At 76.7% G+C, this 1,437-nt stretch carries 2 protein-coding genes; one reads left to right on the forward strand and one right to left on the reverse strand.

Going from position 1 to position 1,437, the window contains the following annotated elements; all coding sequences use genetic code 11:
• On the forward strand, positions 1–542 hold a 542-nt coding region (locus ABZV34_RS39465), incomplete at its 5' end, for a maleylpyruvate isomerase family mycothiol-dependent enzyme (RefSeq protein ID WP_356288119.1).
• 22 nt (positions 543–564) lie between these two features.
• Here the strand turns inward: ABZV34_RS39465 and ABZV34_RS39470 are convergent.
• On the reverse strand, positions 565–1,101 hold the full coding sequence (locus ABZV34_RS39470) for a hypothetical protein (protein ID WP_356288122.1): 537 nt from the start codon (positions 1,099–1,101) through the stop codon (positions 565–567).
• Positions 1,102–1,437: the final 336 nt, after the last annotated feature.

Genomic DNA, 1,437 nt, shown 5'->3' on the forward strand with positions numbered 1-1,437 from the left:
GCGAGCGCAGGGCGCGGCCGCTGGCCGCGATGATCGAGGCGCAGGCCGAGGCGTATCTGAAGGCGTGGGACGCGGGTGCCGCGCGGGGAACCCTCGTCACCCCGCTGGGCCCGATGGACGCCGACGTGCTGGGGTCCTACCTGCTGACCCACATGCTGGGCCATGGATACGACCTCGCCCGCGCGCTGGGCCGTCCGCACATGATCGACCGTGCCCGGGTCGGGCTGACCGTGCCGTTCCTGCTCACCGCCATGCCGCGGGTGACCGACACCGCCCGTACGGCCGGGCTGAGTGCCCGCTACACGATCCGGCTGCGGGGCGGCACCCGGTTCGGTGTGACGGTGACCGACGGGGTCGTACAGGTCGATCCGCGGCCGCCGGCCCGGCCGGACTGCACCATCCTGACGGAGCCGGTCACCTTCCTGCTGATGGCGCTCGGCCGCCGTGGCCAGTGGAGCGCCATCGGGCGGGGCGGCATCACCGTCTGGGGACGCAGGCCCTGGCTCGCTCCCCGCTTCCCGGGCCTCTTCGCGGCACCCTGACCGTGGCGACCGCGGCGGGCGCTCACCTCGGGCCGGGTGCGCCGGCCGCCGGGGTGGTGTCCAGCAGGCCGAGCAGGCTCTCGCGGTGGAGGCCGGCGATCGGGCCGAGGAGATCCGGGTGACGCAGCAGGGGTGCCGCCCGGTGGTCGCGGGGGCTGGGGACGGTGAGCCGGCGTGCGCTGCCGATGCCGTCGCTGCCGTGGTGGGTGGCGGCCAGGCAGGCCGTCGCCACCGCGGCGAGGTCGGCGTCGGCCAGCAGGCAGGCCGCCCAGCTGACGACGGTCTCGTCGACCCAGGTGCGCCAGAGGTATTCGGCTCCGGTCGGCGCGTGCACGTCGGCGCCGGTCACGTAGTCCAGGCGGCCCGAGCCTCCGGGGCCGAGCAGGCTGAGCAGTTCGGCGTCCAGCGGGGTGGGGTAGCGCAGCGCGGCGGCGATGGTGACCGCGTGCTGCGCCTGGGCCTCGGCCAGGGCATGGTTCAGCGAGCCGGCCGCCGGCGGGAACGCCGACAGCAGCCAGCGCGCGGAGGCGCTGATGACGGGTGAGAGTTCGCTGGGCATGGTGACCGTCCTTCGCAGGTGCCCGCCGTGCCCGTGCCCGACCGGGTCGGGCCTCGTGGCGCCGGGAGGGGGCAGGCGCGTGGGCAGTCAAACGTAAGGGCGGCCGTCGTGACGGCGACAGGGCGCAGGTCACAGAACGGGGTGTGAGGTTGCCCGCCGCCCTCAGGGGGCTGTGCGCCGCCCTCTCAGGGGCTGTCGCCGTCCTGAAGGGCGTCCCGCCGCCCTTCAGGGGGTGCCGCCGTCTCGAGGCCGTCCGCCGCCCCACCCCCCCCCCCCCCCCCCGCCGCCGCCCCGGGCGGGCGGGGGGCGGGTAGCGGGGGGGGCCGCGGCGCCGCA

Source organism: Streptomyces sp. NPDC005195 (genome assembly GCF_040608315.1).
GTDB lineage: Bacteria > Actinomycetota > Actinomycetes > Streptomycetales > Streptomycetaceae > Streptomyces > Streptomyces kaempferi.